At 74.1% G+C, this 15,273-nt stretch carries 16 protein-coding genes; 7 read left to right on the forward strand and 9 right to left on the reverse strand.

What is annotated here, in order from left to right; translation table 11 throughout:
• Positions 1 to 26 precede the first annotated feature (26 nt).
• Complete coding sequence (locus tag F7P10_RS15080) at positions 27 to 2,372, reverse strand: tetratricopeptide repeat protein (protein ID WP_151009921.1); 2,346 nt, start codon at positions 2,370 to 2,372, stop codon at positions 27 to 29.
• Positions 2,373 to 2,532: 160 nt separating this feature from the next.
• Here F7P10_RS15080 and F7P10_RS15085 point away from each other — a divergent pair, with 160 nt between their 5' ends.
• Entirely contained in the window at positions 2,533 to 3,429 is an 897-nt protein-coding gene (locus F7P10_RS15085; protein ID WP_176611477.1) for a cyclopropane-fatty-acyl-phospholipid synthase family protein, read from the forward strand.
• Between the two features lie 57 nt (positions 3,430 to 3,486).
• Here the strand turns inward: F7P10_RS15085 and F7P10_RS15090 are convergent, their stop codons facing one another.
• Both F7P10_RS15090 and F7P10_RS15095 read right to left on the reverse strand, forming a co-directional pair.
• The gene (locus F7P10_RS15090; protein WP_151009923.1) at positions 3,487 to 4,791 is read right to left on the reverse strand and encodes an alpha/beta fold hydrolase; all 1,305 of its coding nucleotides are present in this window, start codon (positions 4,789 to 4,791) and stop codon (positions 3,487 to 3,489) included.
• Positions 4,792 to 4,975: 184 nt separating this feature from the next.
• Entirely contained in the window at positions 4,976 to 5,611 is a 636-nt protein-coding gene (locus F7P10_RS15095) for a TetR/AcrR family transcriptional regulator (protein WP_176611478.1), read from the reverse strand.
• 59 nt (positions 5,612 to 5,670) lie between these two features.
• Here F7P10_RS15095 and F7P10_RS15100 point away from each other — a divergent pair, with 59 nt between their 5' ends.
• Positions 5,671 to 6,153, forward strand: a complete 483-nt coding sequence (locus F7P10_RS15100) for a VOC family protein (RefSeq protein ID WP_151009925.1) — start codon at positions 5,671 to 5,673, stop codon at positions 6,151 to 6,153.
• Between the two features lie 81 nt (positions 6,154 to 6,234).
• On the opposite strand, the gene F7P10_RS15105 is transcribed toward F7P10_RS15100, so the two are convergent.
• Positions 6,235 to 6,813 carry a TetR/AcrR family transcriptional regulator gene (locus F7P10_RS15105; protein ID WP_151009926.1) on the reverse strand — a complete coding sequence of 193 codons (579 nt, stop codon included), beginning with the start codon at positions 6,811 to 6,813 and terminating at the stop codon, positions 6,235 to 6,237.
• A gap of 258 nt (positions 6,814 to 7,071) precedes the next feature.
• Between F7P10_RS15105 and F7P10_RS15110 the strand changes: the two genes are divergently transcribed.
• Genes F7P10_RS15110 through F7P10_RS15130 form a run of 5 tightly spaced genes read left to right on the forward strand, consistent with a single transcriptional unit; the run spans position 7,072 to position 11,223 of the window.
• On the forward strand, positions 7,072 to 7,905 hold the full coding sequence (locus F7P10_RS15110; protein WP_151009927.1) for a TauD/TfdA family dioxygenase: 834 nt from the start codon (positions 7,072 to 7,074) through the stop codon (positions 7,903 to 7,905).
• A complete protein-coding gene (locus F7P10_RS15115; RefSeq protein WP_151009928.1) occupies positions 7,905 to 8,492 on the forward strand; it encodes a nuclear transport factor 2 family protein in 588 nt (195 codons plus the stop codon). The genes F7P10_RS15110 and F7P10_RS15115 overlap by 1 nt, the downstream gene beginning before the upstream one ends.
• A gap of 49 nt (positions 8,493 to 8,541) precedes the next feature.
• The gene (locus F7P10_RS15120) at positions 8,542 to 9,486 is read left to right on the forward strand and encodes a TIGR03564 family F420-dependent LLM class oxidoreductase (protein WP_151009929.1); all 945 of its coding nucleotides are present in this window, start codon (positions 8,542 to 8,544) and stop codon (positions 9,484 to 9,486) included.
• A complete protein-coding gene (locus F7P10_RS15125; protein ID WP_151009930.1) occupies positions 9,483 to 10,232 on the forward strand; it encodes an SDR family NAD(P)-dependent oxidoreductase in 750 nt (249 codons plus the stop codon). Before F7P10_RS15120 ends, F7P10_RS15125 begins: the two co-directional genes overlap by 4 nt.
• Before the next feature lie 16 nt (positions 10,233 to 10,248).
• Positions 10,249 to 11,223 carry a TIGR03621 family F420-dependent LLM class oxidoreductase gene (locus F7P10_RS15130; RefSeq protein WP_151009931.1) on the forward strand — a complete coding sequence of 325 codons (975 nt, stop codon included), beginning with the start codon at positions 10,249 to 10,251 and terminating at the stop codon, positions 11,221 to 11,223.
• Positions 11,224 to 11,295: 72 nt separating this feature from the next.
• Here F7P10_RS15130 and F7P10_RS15135 read toward each other — a convergent pair whose 3' ends face one another.
• The 5 genes from F7P10_RS15135 to F7P10_RS15150 form a co-directional block, all read right to left on the reverse strand.
• Positions 11,296 to 12,288 carry an ABC transporter substrate-binding protein gene (locus F7P10_RS15135; protein WP_151009932.1) on the reverse strand — a complete coding sequence of 331 codons (993 nt, stop codon included), beginning with the start codon at positions 12,286 to 12,288 and terminating at the stop codon, positions 11,296 to 11,298.
• A gap of 8 nt (positions 12,289 to 12,296) precedes the next feature.
• Positions 12,297 to 13,142 (reverse strand): ABC transporter ATP-binding protein, encoded by an 846-nt coding sequence (locus F7P10_RS15140; protein ID WP_151009933.1) that lies wholly within the window; start codon positions 13,140 to 13,142, stop codon positions 12,297 to 12,299.
• Positions 13,143 to 13,149: 7 nt separating this feature from the next.
• Positions 13,150 to 13,755, reverse strand: a complete 606-nt coding sequence (locus F7P10_RS15145) for a FecCD family ABC transporter permease (protein WP_368077470.1) — start codon at positions 13,753 to 13,755, stop codon at positions 13,150 to 13,152.
• On the reverse strand, positions 13,752 to 14,255 hold the full coding sequence (locus F7P10_RS44340; protein ID WP_254716612.1) for an iron chelate uptake ABC transporter family permease subunit: 504 nt from the start codon (positions 14,253 to 14,255) through the stop codon (positions 13,752 to 13,754). Before F7P10_RS44340 ends, F7P10_RS15145 begins: the two co-directional genes overlap by 4 nt.
• A 215-nt stretch (positions 14,256 to 14,470) precedes the next feature.
• Positions 14,471 to 15,265: an alpha/beta hydrolase gene (locus tag F7P10_RS15150; RefSeq protein WP_151009934.1), complete on the reverse strand. Its 795-nt coding sequence runs from the start codon at positions 15,263 to 15,265 to the stop codon at positions 14,471 to 14,473.
• Positions 15,266 to 15,273: the final 8 nt, after the last annotated feature.

Consider the following 15,273-nt stretch of genomic DNA (forward strand, 5'->3'; position numbering starts at 1 on the left):
GCTGGACGGCGCCGAACCCGCGGACGCTACGCGGGGTCCGCGTCCAGCGCGGCCCGGACCCGTCCGGCGGCCGGATGGCGCATCGACTCGAACAGCGCCAGAGCCTCCTCCCGGCTCGCCCGCGCCCGCGCGTGCCGCCCGGCCGCCTGGTAGGCGTCGGCGAGGTCGGTCAGGACGTGGCCCGTCCAGAAGCGGTCCCCGAGCAGCCGGTCGAGCCGCAGCGACTGCTCGTACCGCTCGATCGCGCCGTCCAGGCGGCCCAGCCGCCGCTCCGTCCGGCCGAGCGCGCGCAGGGCGTCGGCCTCGCCCTCCGCGAAGCCGATCCGCCGGTACAGGCCGAGCGCGCGGCGGCCGGGCGGCAGCGCGGCGGGGTACCGGCCGAGCCGCTCCAGCTGCTCGGCGACGGCGATCAGCCCGTCGGCGCGGGCCAGCAGGTCACCGACGGCCGTCGACAGCCGCAGCGCGTCCTCGGCGTGCGCGAGGGCCTCGGCGTGCGCCCCGCGGGTGCCGTGCAGGCGCGCCAGCGACAGGTGCGCCTGGAACGCGCCGCGCGTCTCCCCGGCGGCGGCGCACTCCGCCAGCGACGTCCGGAGCAGCGGCAGCGCCTCGTCCTGCCGTCCGAGGCGGGTCAGCCCGTCGGCGAGCAGCCGCATCGACGTCGCCCGGACGGCCCGGCCCGCGCAGCGTCGCGCCGCATCCAGCCCCAGCCGGTGCAGCGCGACGCGCTCGACCCGCCGTCCGGTCCGGCGCAGGAAGACCGTCGCGGCCCAGGCGAGGCGCCAGACGTGGTCGTCGAACCCCTCGGCGGCGGCCAACTCCATCGCCGAGGTCAGCACGGGCAGCTCGGCGGCGAACCACGCCGTCGCCCCCGCCCGGTCGCCGACCGGCGGGCCCGGACGCCACCGCTCGACCGGCGGCAGGTCGGCGTCCCGGCACGGCTCGATCCCGTGCGCGGCCCGGACGGCGGTGGACAGGTACGCGTCGAGGACCCGGCCGATCGCCGCCCGGCGCTCTCCCTCGTCGACGCGGACGGCGAGGTCGCGGGCGAACGCGCGGAGCAGGTCGTGCGCGGCGAACCGCCCCTCCGCGTGCTCGGCGATCATGTGCACCCGGGTCAGCACGTCCAGGTCGGCCAGGGGCGGTTCGGGGACGTCCAGCAGGGCCGCGCACGCGTACCCGTCGATGTCGGGGCCCGCGTGCGCGCCGAGCAGCCGGAACAGCCGGGCCGCCGGATCGGGCAGCAGCGCGTAGGAGGCGTGGAACACCGCGCGCAGGTCGAGGTCGCCGCCGCCCGCGCCCAGCACGGCCAGCCGGTCGGGCGCGGCGCGCAGCCGCGCGGCGAGCGCCTCCAGCGCCCCCTCCGGCCGCGCCGCGGCCCGGGCCCCGACGATGCCCAGCGCGAGCGGCAGCCGGGCGCACAGTTCCAGCAGCTCGTCGGCGGCGGCGGGCTGGGCCGCGATCCGGTCCGCGCCGAGCCAGCGTTCCAGCAGTTCGAGCGACTCCCGGTAGGAGAACGTCGCCAGCCCGAGGCGATGCGCGCCCTCCCGGACGACCAGGCTGTCGAGCCGGTTCCGCCCCGTGACGATCGTCAGGCAGCGGTGGCCGCCGGGCAGCAGCGCCCGGACCTGCTCGGCCGACCCCGCGTCGTCCAGGACGACGAGCATCCGGCGCTCCGCCAGCAGCGTCCGGCACAGCGCGCTCCTGGCCTCCGTGCCGTCCGGGATCGCCGGCGGCGCGACCCCCAGCGCGTGGAGGAAGCGGTACAGGGCCGCGCCGGGGTCCGGCCGGCCGGCCGGGTCGAAGCCCCGCAGGTCGACGTAAAGCTGCCCGTCCGGATAGCGGTCGGCGACCCGGTGCGCCCAGTGCAGCGCCAGCGTCGTCTTCCCGACCCCGGCGGTGCCGTCGATGGCGACGATGACCGCCGCGAGCGCGTCCGCCTCGTCGAGCAGCGCGTCGAGGCGGGCCAGTTCGGCGGCGCGGCCGACGAACCGGCTCGTCACCGGCGGAAGCTCCCGCGGCACCACCGCGCCGCCGGCATCCGCCACGGCCGGGGCGGGAGGTGCCGCGCCGGCGTCCGCCCGGTCGCGGCGCGCCCGCACCTGCTGCGCCACCTCGATGTCGTCGCGCAGCGTGCTCAGCTCCCGCCTGCGGGCGGGATCGGCGCTCAGCGCGGACAGCAGCCGGTCGAAGACCGCCGTGCGGGGCAGCGTCGTCCCGTTGAGGTAGGCGTACAGGCTGCTCTTGGAGACGTGGACGCGGCGGGCCAGGTCGGCGCGGTCCACGCCGCGGCCGAGCCGCCGCTCCCGCTCGATGAGCAGCAGCGCGAGCTGCTCGGCCAGCGCGCGCCGCATCCGCTCGGACTCGTCGGACACCGCGTTCCTCCGGGGGGTCGGCGGGGAAGGCTGCCGGGCCGAAAGGCCGTGGCACGCGGGCTTTCAGCGTATTCCAGCACCGTCCAGATCCGCCGCCGGTCGGGCGAACCCTCTGCTGGTCTGGTGGTTTCGCCGGATCCGACCCGCCGGGAGGCCGAGGGTGACGCACCCGGACGTCCGCGACCTGCACGACACCGTGCTCGGTCCGGGGGCGACGCACGCGTGCGGCTACTGGACGTCGGACGCACCCGGCTACGGGCCGGCCGACGCGCAGCGCGACCAGCTGGACCTGGTCTGCCGGAAGCTGGACCTCGGCCCGGGCGCCCGGTTCCTGGACGTCGGCTGCGGCCGGGGCGCGCTCGTCCTGCACGCCGCCGAGCGGTACGGCGCCCGCGCCACCGGCGTCACCGACTCCGGCGGCGAGCACGCGTTCGTGCGCGCCCGGAGCGCCGAGCGCGGCCTGGGCGACGCCGTCGACGTCCGGCTGTGCGACGTCCCGCTGTGCGATGTCCCGCCGTGCGACGTCCGGGACGTCGGCGGCGCCCCCTACGACGCGGTGTCGTCCGTCGAGACGGGCGAGCGGGTCGGCCCGGACCGGTACCCCGACTACTGCGCGGCGCTCCACCGGGCGCTGCGGCCCGGCGGACGGCTGCTCCTGCAGCAGCTCTCGTCCGGGCCGTCGGGCGCGCACCCCCGGACGTCCGCGGCGCCGTACCGTCCTCCGGGCACGACGGTGTACCCGCTGCCGGTCATGCTCGGGCACCTGGAGGCCGCCGGGTTCGAGATCCGCGACGTCGTGTCGCTGCGCGAGCACTACGTCGCGACGATCGATGCCTGGCGGACCGCGCTGGACGCCGCCTGGCCCGAGGTCGTGGCGCGCTTCGGTCCGGAGCGCGCGCGGATGTGGCGGCTGCGCCTGGCGGGCGGGTCGCTGGCGTTCGCGTCCGGCCGGACGAGCGTGCACCAGGTCCTCGCGGTGCGGCCCGGTCCCGGCGGCCGCAGCGGCTTCCGCCCGCTGGGCGACCCGTCCGGACGCACCTGGACGGCAGGTGCGTGACGATCCGCCCCCGCGGGCCCCGGCGCGGCGAGCGGCCGGGGGCGCCGGGGGCGTCCGTCAGTTCGGGTGGTCGTTGAGCTGCACGGAGATGCGGTGCCCGCTGGACGGAAGGCCGGGGACGGCCAGGGCGTCGACGCGGCCGTCGCCGCCGCGCGGGCGGGACACGATCGAGGTCGGGCGGCGTCCGGCCGGGATGTGGACGTCCATGCCGGTGATGAACGGGGTGGCGAAGAACTCCGGGAGGGGCGCGCTCAGGTCGGTGACGCCGTCGCTCCCGGCGTCGTAGGCGAAGATCCCGATGGTGCGCTCGGTGCGCGGCGCGTTGGCGGCGTTCAGCACCTGCCGCCCGTTGATGTACAGGGAGTCGCCCTCCCGTCCCTGGTCGCCCCACCATTCCTTCTGCCGGTTGATCGTGAGGGCGGAGTGGCCGTCGCCGGTCTCCACGAGCCCCGACAGGCCCTCCCCCGGACGGCTGGTCAGCAGGCGGACGAGCCGGTCGGTGCGCAGGAACGGCTGGAAGTACAGGTGGTGGACGGACGTCTCGCTCCACACGATCGCGAACTCGTAATGCGCGCGGCCGTGTGCCCGGAACGGGCCCCACGCCCCGTCCCCGGTGAGTTCGTAGGTGGCGCGGGGGCGGTGCCCCAGGCGCTCACCGGTACGCGGGTGCACCTGGTAGATCTCCAGCCGGGCTCCCGCCGCTCCGACGTTGGACGGGAACAGGACCGCGCGTCCGGACAGCGACACGAACCGCTCCGGGACGATCGAGGTCGTGCGCGGCGCCCGTCCGTTGAAGAACCGGTAGAACCGCTCGAACGTCTCCGGCGAGGTCACGACCTGGGTGTGGGCCTGATCGGAGAAGTACACGTTCTCCGCGCCGCCGACCCGGCGCCCGGTGGAGCCCTCGCCCCACACGGCCAGGGTGGGGACGCCGCCCGGGAGGTCCGGCGAGGTCGCGCCGTCGAGGTTGACGTAGTGCGCGACGGTGGCCGCCCGCGCGGGCGAGCTCCGCAGGTAGGCCTGCATCAGCCCGGTGCCGAGCGAGTGCCCGAGCAGGTCCACCCGGTCGGCGCGGGTCTCGGCGAGGAGCCGCGCGATGCGTTCGTCCAGCGACGCGTAGACCTCCTGGACGGTCTGGGCGCCGAACGTCGAGTCGTACTCGTGGGCCTCGATGTACCGGGCGGGGTACCCGTTCGAGGTCAGGCGCCGTGCCTGGGTCTCGAACTGGCCGCCGGAGCCGCTGAACCCGTGCACGAACACGACGGGACGCGGGCGGTGCCGGCGTTCGTCCGCCAGAGCGGACGGCACGACCGGCATGCACAGGAGGAGCGCGCAGAGCAGGGCGACGAGTCTTCGCGGCATCGCGGATTCCCTCTTTCCACCGTCGGGCCCAAAGCGTCCGATCCCGCGGAAGGAGCGTCAAGATCGCGTGCGGCACACTGTGCCCGCACCCAGGCACCCGCCGCGTGGATTGTTCGGGCGCTCAGTCGGCGTCGGTGGCCGCGAGGACGGCGACCGTCCGGTGGTCGGGGCGCAGGACGGCGCCTCAGGCTGGAGCCGCCGCCAGGCGGGTGAGGCCGGTGATCAGCCATCGCTCGTACCGCTCGGGGCTCCAGCCGTGCATGCGGGTGCCGAGCAGGTAGGTCTCGTTGTGCACGAGGATCGCCGAGGTCTCCGTCAGCCAGTCGATGTCGTGGCCGTCCGGGAGCAGCCCGTCGCCGGCCGCCCGGGTCCAGAAGTGCCGCAGGTTGTCGCGTGTCGCCTCGCGGCCCGCCTGCGCCGCCTCGGCCAGGAGCGGCTCGGCCGGTGCGGCCTCCAGGGTCACCGCGAACAGGCCGCCCGCCCGGTCCATCATCTCCCGTCCGCCGCGGGCCATCGCGGCGATCCGTTCGTCCAGCGTGGGGGCGCCGGCGGCCAGGACGAACCAGGGCCGGCCGCTGACGGCCACCGGGGCGGTGTCGCCGACCATCGCGACATCGACCACCCGCTTGAGCAGGGCGGCCTTCGTTCCGAACCGCACGTAGACGGTGCGGGCGCCGACGCGGGCCTGGGCGGCGACGGCGGTGAGCGTCGTGCCCGCGTACCCGTGCTCGAGGAACAGCCGGGTCGCGGCGCGCAGGATCTTCTCCTCGGTGTCGGCGACCCGGGCTGCGCGCAGATCGGCCTTGACGTCGTCCACCATGCATTGCAGTATAACTGCATCGATGCAGTGCCACTGCATGAACCTGGGGAGCGGGGATCATGGAGAACGCGCCGACCCTGGCGGGGGTCCATCACCTGAAACTGCCGGTACGCGACATCAAGCGGTCGCTCGCCTGGTACGAGAGCCGCCTCGGCTACGGGGTCATGATCGAGTTCGTCGAGGAGGGCACGCTGATGGGCGTCGGGATGCGGCATCCGCGCGGCGGGCCCGACCTCGCCCTCCGGCTGGACCCCGAGCGCGCCGAAGCGGCGGCCGGGTTCGACTACTTCGCCATCGGCGTCCCGGACAGGGCCGCACTGGACGACCTCGCCGGACGGCTCACCGGCATGGGCGAGTCCCACGCGGGGGTGCACTTCGCGAGCATCGGCTGGATCCTCCCCGACCTGCACGACCCGGACGGCCACGAGGTCCGCTTCTACACGATCGAGCAGCACACCGACGCGTCCGAACTCACGACCGTGCACGACCCGCGCGAGACCGCCGAGCGGCGCGAGCGCGAACTCGGGCGGCGTCCCGGCTGACGGCCGGCTGACGGCCGACGGGCAGCGCGGGCCGCGCACGTGCGGTTCGGGGCCGCGCACGTGCGCGGGGAGCGCCGCCGGTCAGCGCCCGGCGGCGTTCGCCAGGTGGTCCTCGATGAGGGCGAGCACCTCGGCGTGGCCCTCGGTGATGCCGAGCATGCCGTCCATGGACAGGATGCGGGCCAGCGCGGCGGCCAGGACGGCCGTCGCGGCGGGACTCGGGCCGCCGGGGGCGGCGGTGCCCCGGGCGGCCCGGACCCGTTCGATGATCTCCTGCTGCCGCCGCCGGTACCGGCGGGTGTAGTCGGCCAGTTCGGCGCGGATCGCCTGCCGGTGGTTGGCCAGGGCGATGAACTCGACGGTCAGGGCGCTGTGCTGGGGCTCGCTGCTGACCTGCCACAGCGCGCGCAGCGGGTCGCCGGCCCGCGCGGCGGCCTCCAGTCGTTCGAGGCTCGCCTCGGCGCCGCGCCGGAAGACGGCCAGGAACAGGTCGTCCATCGTGCCGAAGTGGTAGTACACCAGGGCCGGGTTGGCGCCCGCCTTCGCCGCGACCTTGCGGGTGGTGACCGCGGCGTACCCCTCGTCCAGCATCAGCCGGGTCGCCGCGTCGATCAGCGCGGCGCGGGTCCCGGAGTCCCTGGCCCGCGGGGAGTCGCTCATGCCGCCCCCGATCACGTGGTGACGATGGATCTGCCGGTGCCGAGCACCCGGCCACTGTAGCGATCCCTTGACCCCGGCGATCCACCGGTGTTAGGCATGTGCCTAAGAAAAGTTTAGGCGACCGCCTAAGAGGGTGGGACGGCCGGACCCCTCTCCGGCACCCCGCACTCCCCGGCGGACCTGGACGCACGGCTGTTGGGAATGCGATTCTCATAATCGAGAATTTCACTCTCCCACGGATCACCTACTGGAGGTGCGATGACCGCCACGTTCACCGCGCTGGAGCCGTTCGGTGTCGAGGTCACCGGCGCGTCCTGCGCGGATCTGGTCGATCGGCGGGCCGCGGACGAGTGCCGGGCGGCCCTGGACGAGCACGGGGTGGTGATCTACCGCGAACTCGGCATCGGGGACGACGACCTGGTCGCCTTCACCCGGCTGCTCGGCGAGCCGCTGGTCGCGAAGACCAGTGAGCACCGGCATCCCGAGATCGACACGATCACGCTGGACCCGGGGAAGACGAACACCGCGCTGGCCGCCATCCGGAAGGGCAACTTCCACTGGCACATCGACGGGGCCACCATCGACGTCCCGCAGAAGGCCACGCTGCTCACCGCCCGGGAGGTCGACCCGGCCGGCGGGGACACCGAGTTCGCCAACACCTTCCTCGCCTACCGGGAACTGCCCGAGGAGGAGAAGGCGCGGCTGGACGGCCTTCGCGCGGTGCACAGCTTCGCCGCCGCTCAGCTCCGCGCGCACCCTGAGGCGTCCGAGCGGCAGCGCGCGTCCTGGGATCGGGTCTCGGCCAAGACCCACCCGCTGGTGTGGACGCGCGGGAACGGGCGCAAGTCGCTGCTCGTGGGGGCCACCGCGGGCGAGGTCGTGGGACTCGCGGCCGAGGACGGACGGGCGCTGCTCGACCGGCTGACCGAGTGGGCGACGCAGCCGCGGTTCGTCCTGCGCCACCGCTGGCGGCGGGGCGACCTGGTCATCTGGGACAACACCGGGATGCTGCACCGCGCGCTGCCGTTCGAGCCGACGTCGCGGCGGCTGATGCACCGCACCACCCTGATCGGCGAAGAGGCGGTGGCCTGATGGCCGGCGACGACCTCGCGGCGCTGCGGCGCGACGTCCGGTACCTCAAGGACCGGACCGAGATCCTGGACTGCGTCGCCCGCCACGCCCGCGGCTGCGACCGGCACGACGAGGACCTGATCGGCGGCGCCTACCACCCGGACGGCACCGACGAGCACGGCTTCACCGTCAACACCGGCGCCGACTACGCCGCCTGGGTCAACCCCGCGCACGCCGCCGCCTCGCAGGCCCACCTGCACAACATCACCACCCACACCTGCGACATCGACGGCGACACCGCGCACTGCGAGAGCTACTCGCTCGTCGTGCTGCTCGGCAGGGACGGGCGCACCGCGCAGATCATCAACGGCCGCTACCTCGACCGCCTGGAGCGCCGGGACGGCCGGTGGCGCATCGCCCTGCGCCGTTCCACCGTCGAGGCGATGTTCACCGCCGACGCCTCGGTGCTGACGTCGTCCTTCTTCACCGGCCAGGGCTACCTGAAGGGGACCCGGAACCGGGACGACCTGTCCTACCGGCGCCCGCTGCTCCCCGACGCGCCCGCTCCGGCGCGCTGGTCCGACGAGCCGGCGGGCGAGTCGCGGTGACGCGGCCGCGCCCCGGAACCGCCATCCCCCCGACCTCGAAGGACTCCCCATGCGCATCGGCCTGACCGGCGGCGCCGCGACCCCCGACAAGATCATCGAGCAGGCGAAGCGGGCCGAGGCCGACGGCTTCGCCTCGCTCTGGTACGCCAGCATCGTCACCGGCGACCCCCTCGCCCCCATGGCCGCCGCCGGACGGGAGACCATGGCGATCGAGCTCGGCACGGCCGTCCTGCAGACCTACCCCTGCCATCCGCTGCTGCAGGCCAACCGCGCCGCCTCGGCCGCCGCCACCATGGGCCGCCCCGGCCTGACCATCGGCATCGGGCCCTCCCACGAGCCGATGGTCCGCGACGTCTACGGCATGTCCTACGACCGCCCCGGACGCAGCACCGAGGAATACATCCGGATCCTCACCGCCCTGCTGCGCGGCGAGGACGTCGACTTCCAGGGCGAGGACTGGTCGGCGCGCAGCGCCGGCGGCCGGATGGCGCCGGTCGCCGAACCCGTCCCCGTCCTGCTGTCGGCCCTGTCCCCCAGGCTGCTGCGCGTCGCCGGGCAGTACGCCGACGGCACCATCCTGTGGATGGCGCCGGTCCGGGCGGTCGCCGAGCACATCGCACCCCGCATCCACGCCGCCGCGTCGGCGGCCGGACGTCCCGCGCCGCGCATCGTCGCCGGGCTGCCCGTCGCCGTCCACGACGACGCCGCCGAAGCGAGGGAGGCGGTCGCCGCGACCGCCGGCGCCTACGCCGGAATGCCCAACTACCGGCGCGTCATGGACCTCGGCGGCGCCTCCTCGCCCGCCGAGGCCGCCATCGTCGGCGACGAGGCGTCCGTCCGCGGGCAGCTCCGGTCGCTCATCGACGCCGGAGCCACCGACATCTGGGTCAACATCGTCGCCGCCGGCCCCGACCGCGCCGCGTCCCGCCGCCGCACCCGCGACCTCCTCCGCGAACTCGCCACCCCGCCCGTCCCCGAGGGGGCGGGCACGTGAGCGGGCGGCTGGACGGCAAGGTCGCCGTGATCACCGGCGCGGGTTCGGGCATCGGCCGGGCGAGCGCCGAACTGTTCGCGCGCGAGGGAGCGAAGGTCGTCTGCGTGGACGTCAGCGGCGAGCAGGAGGAGACCGCCGCGGGGATCGGTGCCGCCGCCGTGCCGGTGCACGCGGACGTGCGCGTCGCCGCGGACGTCCGCGACGCCGTCGCCACCGCCGAGCGGCGGTTCGGACGGCTGGACGTCCTGTTCAACAACGCCGGGATCGGCGGTCCCAAGCGGCCGATCACCGAGCAGTCCGAGGAGGACTACGCCCGGGTCCTCGACGTCAACCTCAAGAGCGTCTTCCTCGGGATGAAGTTCGGGATCGCGGCGATGCTCCGCACGGGCGGCGGGTCGGTCATCAACACGGCGTCGGCGGCCGGGCTGGTCGGCTGGAGGAAGAACGCCCTGTACGGCGCGTCCAAGGGCGGGGTCGTCCAGATGACCAAGGCGACCGCCCTGGACTTCGCCGAGCAGGGCGTCCGAGTCAACGCCCTGTGCCCCGGCATGACGTGGACGGGGCTGGTCCCGGGGGCGGCGGACGCCCCGCTCCCGCCCGCCGATGCCTCCGCCCCGCCGCAGCCGATGCGCCGGTGGGGGCTGCCCACCGAACTGGCGGCGGCGGCACTGTTCCTGGCCTGCGACGAGTCGTCGTTCGTCACCGGGGTGGCGCTCCCGGTCGACGGCGGCTACGTCTGCGGATAGATCCGAGGAGACCACGGTGCGACCGTTCCGCTTCGCGGTGCAGACGACGACGGCCGCCTCGGCCCGGCAGTGGCGCGACCTCGCCCGGAAGGTCGAGGATCTCGGCTACTCGACGCTGTTCCTCGCCGACCACTACATCGGTCCCGGACCGGTCAGCGACCGCACGTTCCTGCGTCCGCAGCACCTGGCCCCGCTCGCGGCGATCGCCGCGGCGGCGGCCTGGACGACGACGCTGCGCGTCGGGTGCCGCGTCTTCTGCGTCGACTACCACGTGCCCGCGGCGCTGGCGAAGGAGGCCGCGACGATCGATCTGCTGTCCGGCGGGCGCCTGGAGATCGGCGTCGGGGCGGGCACGAACGCCGGCGAGTACGAGGCCATCGGCCTGACCTTCGAAGACGCCCCGCGGCGCGTCTCCAGGCTCGAGGAGGTCATCGCCCTCATCAAGGCGCACTCGGCGGGCGGGCCGATCGCCCTCGACGGCGCGCACGTCAGGGTCGGCGGCTACTCCGGCCTCCCGGCGCCGGTCCAGCGCCCGCACCCGCCCATCATGATCGGCGGCTCGCGCCGGCGCGTCCTGTCCCTGGCGGCCCGCGAAGCCGACATCGTCAGCATGGCCACCCTGCCCTGGGTCCCCGTCGACGACGCCGGCCGCACGCCGGCCCAGGAGGCGGAGCGGCGCCTCCGGATGGTGCGTGACGCGGCGGGGGAACGGTTCGGCGCGCTCGAGCTGGAGAGTTCGCCCTACGTCCTGGAGGTGACCGACGCCGCCGGCGACGCGCTGGAACGCTGGGCGGCGCGCCTGCGCACGGCGGTTCCCGGGGTCCGTGCCGAGACGCTCCGCGACCACCCCAACGTCCTCGCCGGTTCCGTCGAGCACATCGTGGAACGGTTGCGGGAGCGCCGCGAGACGCTCGGCGTCAGCTACATCACCGTCCCCAGGAACCGGATCGACGCCTTCGCGCCCGTCGTGGAGCGGCTGACCGGCACGTAGGTTCACCTCCGCGCGGCCGGTGCCGAGCGCGCCGTGACGCTGCCCGCCGGCCGCCGGGCGCGAGTGCGGGCGTCAGGACGTGGGCGCTTCCTTGAAGTAGGCCGCCAGGCGCTCCAGGCCGTCGAGGACGAGCGGCGTGGGCGGTTCGGTGAAGTTGAACAGCTGCACGGTGATCGCGTCGTTCTTCACCGCCCGGAGATCCTGGGAACCGGGGATGTCGAGCAGGGCCTGCTTGATCTCCTGGTCGGTCCCGTCGGTGTGCAGGAGGACGATGGCGTCGGGGTCGCGCGCCAGCAGTTCCTCCATCGACACTTCGAAGACGCGCTTGTCGACGTCGCCGAACACGTTCTGGGCGCCGAGCGTCTCGAGCTGGGGCGTGGCCATGCTCTGCTTGCCGTACGCGCCGGTGGCGCCCTCGCCCCGGTAGGGCCACAGCACCGCGACCTTGCGGGCCGCGTGCTCGGGCAGCCCCGCCTCGACGGTCTTGATGCGCTGCTGGAGGTCCTTGACGGCCTGCTCGGCCTGATCGCTGCGGTCGAAGACCTTGCCGTACAGCCGCATCTGCTCGTAGATCGTCTCGTAGCCGGGGTTCTGGATCCCGTCCGGGCAGAAGCTGGGCTCGTTGAGCACGGGGACGCCGGCGGCGGAGAGCGCCTCGCGCGAGACGCCGTCCGGCAGGCCGAGCACGAGGTCCGGCTCCTCGGCGATGATCGACTCGGTGGAGATCTTCAGGTGCCCGTCGCTCCCGAGCCGGTCGGTGAGCGACGGGACCTTGTCGACCGCCGCGAGGGTCTCCTCGGAGTAGTACTCCGGCGGGAACACCCCGGCCCGCGAGGACAGCCGGTCCAGCACCCCGAGCGTGGACAGGTACTGCAGCGGGGCGCTGTTCACGATCATGACGCGGGACGGCGGCTCCTCGAACCGGACGTCCACCCCGCAGTTCTCGACGGTCAGGGGGAAGCCCGCCGTCGTGCCGCCGCCGCCCGACCCGGTGCCGGACGAGCCGCAACCGGTGAGCGCGACGGCCAGCAGGCCGGCCGCGGACCAGGCGAGGTATCGCTTCATCTTGCGGGTCACTCCTTGCGGTGATCGGCGCGGCGGTCGGGCCGGCCGGGGACGGGGACCGGCACGGGCGCGGTCGGCGACGCCGGCTCGGTGCCGGCGTCGTGCGGGTAGAAGAGGAACTGGATGCCGCGGGACGTCTCGAGGCGCTCGACGCCGACGCCGTAGACGCCCGACAGGAGCTCGGACGTCAGCACGTCGGCGCACGGCCCGTGCGCGACGACGTTCCCCTCCTGGAGCACCAGGACGTCGTCGCAGTAGCGGGCGGCCAGGTTGAGGTCGTGGAGCACGATGACCGTGGTGATGCCGAGCCCGCGGATCAGGGTGAGCAGCTCGTGCTGGAAGCGGATGTCGAGATGGTTGGTCGGCTCGTCGAGCACCAGGTGCGTGGGCTGCTGCGCCAGCGCGCGGGCGATCATCACGCGCTGCTTCTCGCCGCCGGACAGCCCGTTGAAGACGCGGTCGGCGAGGTGCCGGGCGCCGACCCGGCGCAGCACGGACGCCGCGATCCGGTGGTCGTCCGCGCTGTTGCGGGCGAACATCGCCTGGTGCGGCGCCCGGCCGAGCATGACCATGTCGGCCACGGTCAGCGGCAGGTCGCCCGCCGACTCCTGCATGACGACGGCGATCTGCCGGGCGAGCACCCGCTGCGTGAAGGAGTCCAGCGGCCGCCCGTCGAGCAGGACCCGGCCGGTGCGCGGGGTCAGGATCCCGGTGAGCATCCGCACCACCGTCGTCTTGCCGCTGCCGTTGGGGCCGAGCAGCCCGAGGATCCGCCCGGACTCCGCCCGCAGGTCGATGTCGCGCGCCACGCTCGTCGCGCCGTAGGCGTAGCCGAGCCCGACTCCTTCGATCATGGGTGCCTCACTCGCTTCCGGCGTGCAGACGGCGGACCAGGATGAGCAGGAACGGCGCGCCGACGAGCGCGGTGATGATGCCGATCGGCAGTTCCTGCGGGCTCAGGACCATGCGGGCGGCGAGGTCGGCCCACAGCAGGAAGATCGCGCCGATGATCGCGGCGACGGGGACGGCCCGGCGGTGCGTGGCGCCCACCATGCGCCGGGCCAGGTGCGGGATCACCAGCCCGACGAAGCCGATGCTGCCCGACGAGGCCACCAGCACGCCGACGGCCAGCGACACCAGGACGAGCAGCACCAGCCGGAACCGCGCCGGCGAGATGCCGAGGGTGTGCGCGGTCTCGTCGCCGATCGCCAGCGCGTCCAGGCGGCGTCCCCACAGCGTGAGCAGCGCGGTCACCAGGGTGACGGCGACCAGGACCACGACCAGCGGCGCCGACCAGTGCGCCAGCGCCAGGGTGCCCAGCAGCCAGAACAGCACCGACCGGGACCCCTCGGCCGAGTCGGAGGCGAAGATCAGGAAGCTGGTCAGGGCGTAGAGCGCGTACCCGACGGCCACCCCGGTCATCAGCAGCCGCGTCGAGGTGATCTGCCCGGCCGCGCGCGCGATCACGAAGACCAGCAGCGAGGCGGCGAGCGCCCCCAGGAAGGCCGCGATCTGCAGCGCGTGCTCCCCCAGCCCACGCCGAACCCGAACAGGATCGCGGCCGCCGCGCCCGTCGAGCCACCGGAGTTGACCCCCAGCAGGTACGGGTCGGCGAGCATGTTGCGCACCATCGCCTGGAGGGCCATGCCGGTGACGGCGAGCCCGGCGCCGACCGCCGCGCCGAGCACCACGCGCGGCAACCGGACCCGCCACACGATCGAGTCGTACGAATGCCGCCAGGTCACCTCGTCCGGGCTGCCGATCAGGTGGTGGCCGACGATCTGGAAGACGGTCGCCGGCCGCACGGACACCGAGCCCATGCCGACCGCCACGACGACCGTCCCGAAGAGGAGCACAAGGAGCCCGAGCAGGAGCAGCAGGTACCGGCGGCGGCGGGAGGACGCTCCCAGATCGTCGAGGTCGGGCGCCGGTGCAACGACTGACGGGACCTTCGATGACGAACTCATGCATCCCCTCAGTTACTGCGGCAAACATGCAATAACTACGGCGACGCAGGTGAGGGTGTCAAGAAAGATCGTCGTGTGACAAACCACTCACCCGGCACCGATGGTCGCAGCACGCCCCAGCAGGGACGGGAAGGGGCGCGACCGCCACGGGCCGGGAGCCGGAGGACGGCGCCGCGCCCGGCCCGCGCACGCGGACCGTCACACCCGGCCGGCGATCACCGGACGTACTCCACGGCCCAGGTCAGGACCTCGTCGGCGATCCGCTCCGAGCCCTCCTGCGCGGGGATGAGGTGCGCGTAGCCCGGATATTCGTGAATCTCGGTGACGGTGTCGGACTTGTAGTGCTTCTGGTTGGACCGCTGGACGGCCGGGGGCATCAGGTGGTCCTCGCCGCCGGAGACGAACAGCAGCGGGGCCCGCTCGTCGTTGTAGTAGTCCACCCAGGTCTCCTGCGGTCCGGGCTGGAAGTTGGCCAGCACGCTGCCCCACAGGATCCCGCCGTTGGCCGGGATGTGGTAGCGCTCGTACAGGGCCAGGGACTCCTCCTCGGTGAAGGTGTTGGTGAACGCGTACCGCCACTGCTCGGGCGTGAGCCCGACGGCCCGGTGCCGGTTGGCGGGGCTCCTGAGCACCGGGAACGTCGACCGCAGCTGCGACGGCGGAACGATCCGCACGCCTTCGGTGGGCGCCGAGTTGAGCGCCACGCCGGCGGCCCCCAGGCCGCGGTCCAGCAGGATCTGGGTGAAGGCGCCGCCCGCGGAGTGGCCCACGATGATCGGCGGAGGATCGAGTCCGCGGACGATCCCCTCGAGCTTCTGGACGATCGCGGGCACGGTGAGGTCCGCGATGATCTGCGGGTCGGCGCGCAGCGCCTCGACCTCGACCTCGAACCCCGGGTAGCCGGGGGCGATCACCCGGTATCCCTTCGCCTCGTAGTGGGCGATCCAGCGCTCCCAGCTCCGCGGAGTGACCCAGAAGCCGTGCACGAGGACGATGGTGTTCGGTTCCACGCTTACAG

Source organism: Actinomadura sp. WMMB 499 (assembly GCF_008824145.1).
Taxonomy (GTDB): domain Bacteria; phylum Actinomycetota; class Actinomycetes; order Streptosporangiales; family Streptosporangiaceae; genus Spirillospora.